This is a genomic window from Lentzea tibetensis (genome assembly GCF_007845675.1).
In the GTDB taxonomy this organism is placed as follows: Bacteria; Actinomycetota; Actinomycetes; order Mycobacteriales; family Pseudonocardiaceae; genus Lentzea; species Lentzea tibetensis.
Window position 1 is genome coordinate 1 of sequence record NZ_VOBR01000075.1, and the last position, 4,499, is coordinate 4,499.

A 4,499-nucleotide genomic window follows, 5' to 3' on the forward strand; every position below is an offset into this window, starting at 1 on the left:
CGTAGTTGCCCACCAACGAGCGAGCGATCGTGATGCCCTTGCCGTCCAGTGTGGACGCGACCTCGCCGAACAGCAGGTAGAGCTCGATCAGCGGGGTGCCGCCCAGGCCGTTGACCATGACGATGGTCCGGTCGGCAGGGTTGAGCGGGTGGTCCGACAGGATCGCATCCAACGCGGTCGCCACGACCTCGTTGGCGGAGGCCAGTTTCTCCCGTCGCCTGCCGGGTTCGCCGTGGATCCCGACGCCGATCTCCATCTCGTCGTCGGGCAGGTCGAACCCCGGCCGTCCCGCCGCCGGCGTGGTGCACGAGGTGAGAGCGACGGCGAACGAGCGCGACGCGAGGTTGACCCGCCGGCCCAACTCGGCGACCTCGGCGATGCCCGCTCCGCCTTCGGCCAGCGCACCCGCGATCTTCTCCACGAACACCGTCGCCCCGGTGCCACGCCTGCCCGCGGTCCACGTCGAGTCCTGCACGGCCACGTCGTCGTCGACCAGGACAGTCTCCACCACGACGCCCTCGGCGGCGGCGAGCTCGGCGGCCAGCTGGAAGTTCATCACGTCACCGGTGTAGTTCTTCACCACGTGCACCACACCCGCGCCGTTGTCGGCCGCGACGGTCGCCGCGAGGATCTGGTCCGGCACCGGCGAGGTGAACACCTCACCGGGACAGGCCGCGTCCAGCATGCCCAGGCCGACGAACCCTCCGTGCAGCGGCTCGTGCCCGGAACCACCACCCGACACCAGTCCCACCTTGCCCGCGGCGGACGCCCCGGCACGGGTGATGATCTTCCGGTCCAGGTCGACCTTCAGCTCGGGGTGCGCCGCCGCGAGGCCGCGCAAGGCCTCGGGAAGCACGTTCTCGGGGCTGTTGAGGAACTTCTTCATGATGCGGCCCTCTCAGTGACGGGTTCGGGTGTGAGGACCGCCGCGCTCGACCGGCGTGCGTTGAGAGCGGCATAGGCGAAGCCCGCCAGCACCGCGCCCGCGACCTCCGCGACCAGGTAGACCGGCAACTGCTCCCAGTGCACCGTTCCGCCGAACAGCTCACCGACCAGCATCGGACCGAACGTGCGGGCGGGGTTGATCGAGGCACCGGTGGCGGGCGCGATCGGGATGATGATGGCGAACACGGCCAGGCCGATCGCCAGCCCGGCGAACCCCGACGGCGCTCGCCGGTCGATCGCACCGAACACCACGAACGCCAGCAGGAACGTGCCGATCGTCTCGGCGAAGAACGCCTGCCCCACGCCGACCGGCGCGGCATAGCTAGCGATACCCAACCCGACGGTGACCGCCTGCTTGCCCAGCACGCCGATGATGGCCAGCGCACCGATCACCGCACCGAGCACCTGCGCGCCCAGGTATCCGGGGACCTGACGCCAGGGCATCTGCTTGGTGGCGGCCAGCGCCAAGGTGATCGCGGGGTTGATCTGGCATCCGGAGATGTGCCCGATCGCGTAGATCATCGCCACCACGGCCATCGCGAAGGCGAACGAGATGATGCCCAGCTGCGCCATCGTGAACGGCGCGTCGCCGCCGATGATCAGCGTCGCGGGCACCGAACCCACGCCGATGAAGACCAGCGTCGCTGTGCCGAGAACCTCGGCCAGCAACTTCTGTGGGTACGAGTTTTCCTCCATTGACGCTCCTCCGCGACGGTGCGGTATCCGGGGACGTGTTCAGCATCACTGAACAGCGTTCCGGAAAGATAGGCCTGGGCCCGAGGTGTGTCAACAGTCGGAAAGGAGCCGTCAGGCTCCCCGACGGTGCGAGGTCCGGGTGGCACCGAGGTCCCGCGACAGGTTGCGCGCGGTCTCGCGCACCATCACGGCATGCTCCTGACGTGCAGGTTCGACCAGCAGCCGCTCCACCGGCCCCACGATGCCGATCGCACCCACGACATGACCGGACCGGTCGAAAACCGGGGCCGCGATGCCCGCATCGCCCAGCGTCGACTCCTGGTCTTCCACCGCGTAGCCGACCCGCCGGACCTGCTCCAACTGCGCCGCCAACTGCTCCCGATCGGCGAGGCTCGTGCCGGTCAGCACCGGCAGCTCCCCGGCCAGCAACCGCTCCTGGTCCGCAATCGGACCGGCGGCGACGATCGCCTTGCCCAGCGCGCAGGTGCTCCACGGGATGCTCGCACCGACCTCGAGGATCTGCACGGCACCTTCCGGCCGGAACGCATGGTGCACCACCAGCACGTGATCCACGGTCAGCACCGCCACCCACACCGCCTCCCCCGTCCGCGCCGCCAACCCGTCCGCCCAGGTCACCGAACGCGTGCGCAGCTCATGAGTGTCCAGGTACGCGTTGCCCAGCAGCAACAACGACGGCCCCAACCGGTACTTGCCCGTCTCCGCGTCCTGCTCGACCAGACCCTCCGCCTCCAACGTGCGCAGCAGCGCGTGCACCGTCGGTTTCGCCGCGCCGACCCGCTCCGCCAGCTCGGTCACCCCCAATCGCGGCCCGGCCGTCGCCAACTCACGCAAGATCGACGCCGCCCGGCGCACCGACTGAACCAGCATCGGCCACTTCCCTTCGGTATTGCTGAACACCGTTCCGTTATCTAACGTGGCGTTCATGAATCAGCCAGTCGGGATCGTACTCGTGTCACACAGCCGCGCACTCGCCCTCGGACTCCGCGACGTGCTAGCCCAGATCGGCTCGGACTCCGTCCCCGTGCTCGCCGCGGGCGGCACCACCGAAGGCGGCATCGGCACCAGCTACGACGTCATCGCCAGAGCCATCACCCAAGCCGACCACGGCAACGGCGTGATCGTGCTCCCCGACCTGGGCAGCTCCGTACTCACCACCCGAACTGTCCTGGACGACCACCCCCGGCCCGACGTCGTGATCATCGACGCGCCCTTCGTCGAAGGCGCCGTCGCCGCCGCCGTCACCCTCGCCGCCGGAGGCGACCTGCAGGCCGCCGTCACCGCAGCCAAGGAGGCCCGCGATGTCCCCAAGTTCTAGCGCCCAGACCACCGTCGTCCTGCCCGCCCACCTGCACGCCCGCCCCGCCGGCAAACTCGCCCAAACCGCCGCCCGCTTCACCGCCACCATCCACATCGGACACAACGGCCGAACCGTCAACCCCACCGGCGTACTCGCAGTGATGAGCCTCGGCGCTACCGCCGGCATGACCATCACCATCACCGCACACGGCCCCGACGCCCAAACCGCGGTCGAGGCACTGGCCCACGTCCTCGCCACCGCGGAATAGCCCGTGCGCGCTCGCAGACCTGCAACGCAGGTGATCACGTCGAACCAACGCCGATGGCGACGGCAAGAACAGGCACAACCGGCACGAGTTGACCGCGAGGACGAGTGGACCCTGACGTGCTGATCCGCAACGACCAGATCTGGGCGGCCTACCCCGCTAACACGCCGAGCAATCCATGAGCCGCATGGCGAGTACATCGGACGAGTTCAGACCATCCGCTGGGAGGCGGCTGAGTATGTGTCACCCGAGGGGCTTCCGCGCGCCCAGTCTCTTGTGGACCACAGCAAGCTGGCGGAAGGAGTGTGCTCGTTGGCTTGGACCATCGTGAACGAGGACGTCCAGGCCCCGGCCAGCTTGACCGTCGCGATACGGAAGCATGCGGCCGGCCTTGTTGAGGACGAGTTCATGTCCCCGGATCTTGAACAACACCGCTACGGGGATCCCCCCACCTGGGCGATCCTGACCACAGAAGCGTTGGCCCGGCCCGAGGTCTGACGCGCCGGGACGTCGGCGGCTCATCAGGCTGCTACAGCAGCTCCGGCTACACGGTCCATATCGGACCACCCGTCGGTGACGACTTCACCACCCGAACGAGTGATCATGTAGGGAAACCGCGTCGCCTCCAGGCACTCCACGTCTCAGTTGGTGTTGGCTATCCCTTCCCGCCCGCCGGTTCGACAGGAGCGATGTTGTCCCAGCCACACGATGTGCCATCCGCGTTCTTGCGCATGTGGTGGCGCGTCCCGACTTGGTCCCGCATGCTGCCGGTCGTCTGCGGTTCGCTGCTCGCGCCGATCACACTGGTGTCGATCTCCGCGTCACCGCCGGCGCAGCAGGCGCCGGACGTCGCGAAGCCGGCGAGGCCGAGCACTCCGCCCCAGCACGCTTCGAGTCCTACCGCCGCGATGGACGCCAAGTCGACGTCCGCCGGGTCGACCACGACCAGCACCGTGGATGCGCCGGCAGCGTCGGCGCCGCGGCCCTCCACGACCGCCGAGCAGCCCCTCCCGCTCGAGCCGCCCATCGTCGCCCCTCGCAGCATCGTCCAAGACGGATCCCCGTGCTCCTACCAGGGGGAAACCGCTGCCGCGTACGCGGACAGCCGGCCCGCGGTATGCGCGGTCACCGAGGACGGCTCGCTGCGGTGGAGAAGGTCATGACGATCCACACCGCGATGAACAGCGCGGACGCACGCGTGATGCACGCGATGCAGCACGGTCCCGCCGCCTACCACTGCCCGGCCGGGCACGGCCCGCTGCGGGTGTGGCCGGA

General features: G+C 68.9%; 7 protein-coding genes. 3 read left to right on the plus strand and 4 right to left on the minus strand.

Going from position 1 to position 4,499, the window contains the following annotated elements:
• From dhaK to FKR81_RS42895, 3 genes are all read right to left on the minus strand, one after another.
• A partial coding sequence (gene dhaK, locus FKR81_RS42885) for a dihydroxyacetone kinase subunit DhaK (protein ID WP_146361318.1) occupies nt 1–886 on the minus strand: 886 nt, incomplete at its 3' end.
• Nucleotides 883–1,641 carry an MIP/aquaporin family protein gene (locus tag FKR81_RS42890; protein ID WP_146361319.1) on the minus strand — a complete coding sequence of 253 codons (759 nt, stop codon included), beginning with the start codon at nt 1,639–1,641 and terminating at the stop codon, nt 883–885. The genes dhaK and FKR81_RS42890, both read right to left, overlap by 4 nt.
• A 111-nt stretch (nt 1,642–1,752) precedes the next feature.
• Entirely contained in the window at nt 1,753–2,529 is a 777-nt protein-coding gene (locus FKR81_RS42895; RefSeq protein ID WP_222598625.1) for an IclR family transcriptional regulator, read from the minus strand.
• A 55-nt stretch (nt 2,530–2,584) separates the two neighbouring features.
• Here FKR81_RS42895 and dhaM point away from each other — a divergent pair, with 55 nt between their 5' ends.
• The 3 genes from dhaM (at nt 2,585) to FKR81_RS42910 (ending at nt 3,722) form a co-directional block, all read left to right on the plus strand.
• Entirely contained in the window at nt 2,585–2,977 is a 393-nt protein-coding gene (dhaM, locus tag FKR81_RS42900) for a dihydroxyacetone kinase phosphoryl donor subunit DhaM (RefSeq protein ID WP_146361321.1), read from the plus strand.
• Nucleotides 2,961–3,227 carry an HPr family phosphocarrier protein gene (locus FKR81_RS42905; RefSeq protein ID WP_146361323.1) on the plus strand — a complete coding sequence of 89 codons (267 nt, stop codon included), beginning with the start codon at nt 2,961–2,963 and terminating at the stop codon, nt 3,225–3,227. The genes dhaM and FKR81_RS42905 overlap by 17 nt, the downstream gene beginning before the upstream one ends.
• 309 nt (nt 3,228–3,536) lie before the next feature.
• On the plus strand, nt 3,537–3,722 hold the full coding sequence (locus tag FKR81_RS42910; protein WP_146361325.1) for a hypothetical protein: 186 nt from the start codon (nt 3,537–3,539) through the stop codon (nt 3,720–3,722).
• Between the two features lie 157 nt (nt 3,723–3,879).
• On the opposite strand, the gene FKR81_RS42915 is transcribed toward FKR81_RS42910, so the two are convergent.
• The gene (locus FKR81_RS42915; protein ID WP_146361327.1) at nt 3,880–4,269 is read right to left on the minus strand and encodes a hypothetical protein; all 390 of its coding nucleotides are present in this window, start codon (nt 4,267–4,269) and stop codon (nt 3,880–3,882) included.
• Between the last annotated feature and the right edge of the window lie 230 nt (nt 4,270–4,499).

What these genes read in the sequence shown, in the direction of transcription:
- FKR81_RS42890 (WP_146361319.1), bottom strand. Translation starts at nt 1,641, where the DNA reads ATGGAGGAAAACTCGTACCCACAGAAGTTGCTGGCCGAGGTTCTCGGC.
- FKR81_RS42895 (WP_222598625.1), bottom strand. Translation starts at nt 2,529, where the DNA reads ATGCTGGTTCAGTCGGTGCGCCGGGCGGCGTCGATCTTGCGTGAGTTG.
- dhaM (WP_146361321.1), top strand. Translation starts at nt 2,585, where the DNA reads ATGAATCAGCCAGTCGGGATCGTACTCGTGTCACACAGCCGCGCACTC.
- FKR81_RS42905 (WP_146361323.1), top strand. Translation starts at nt 2,961, where the DNA reads ATGTCCCCAAGTTCTAGCGCCCAGACCACCGTCGTCCTGCCCGCCCAC.
- FKR81_RS42915 (WP_146361327.1), bottom strand. Translation starts at nt 4,269, where the DNA reads ATGCTGCGAGGGGCGACGATGGGCGGCTCGAGCGGGAGGGGCTGCTCG.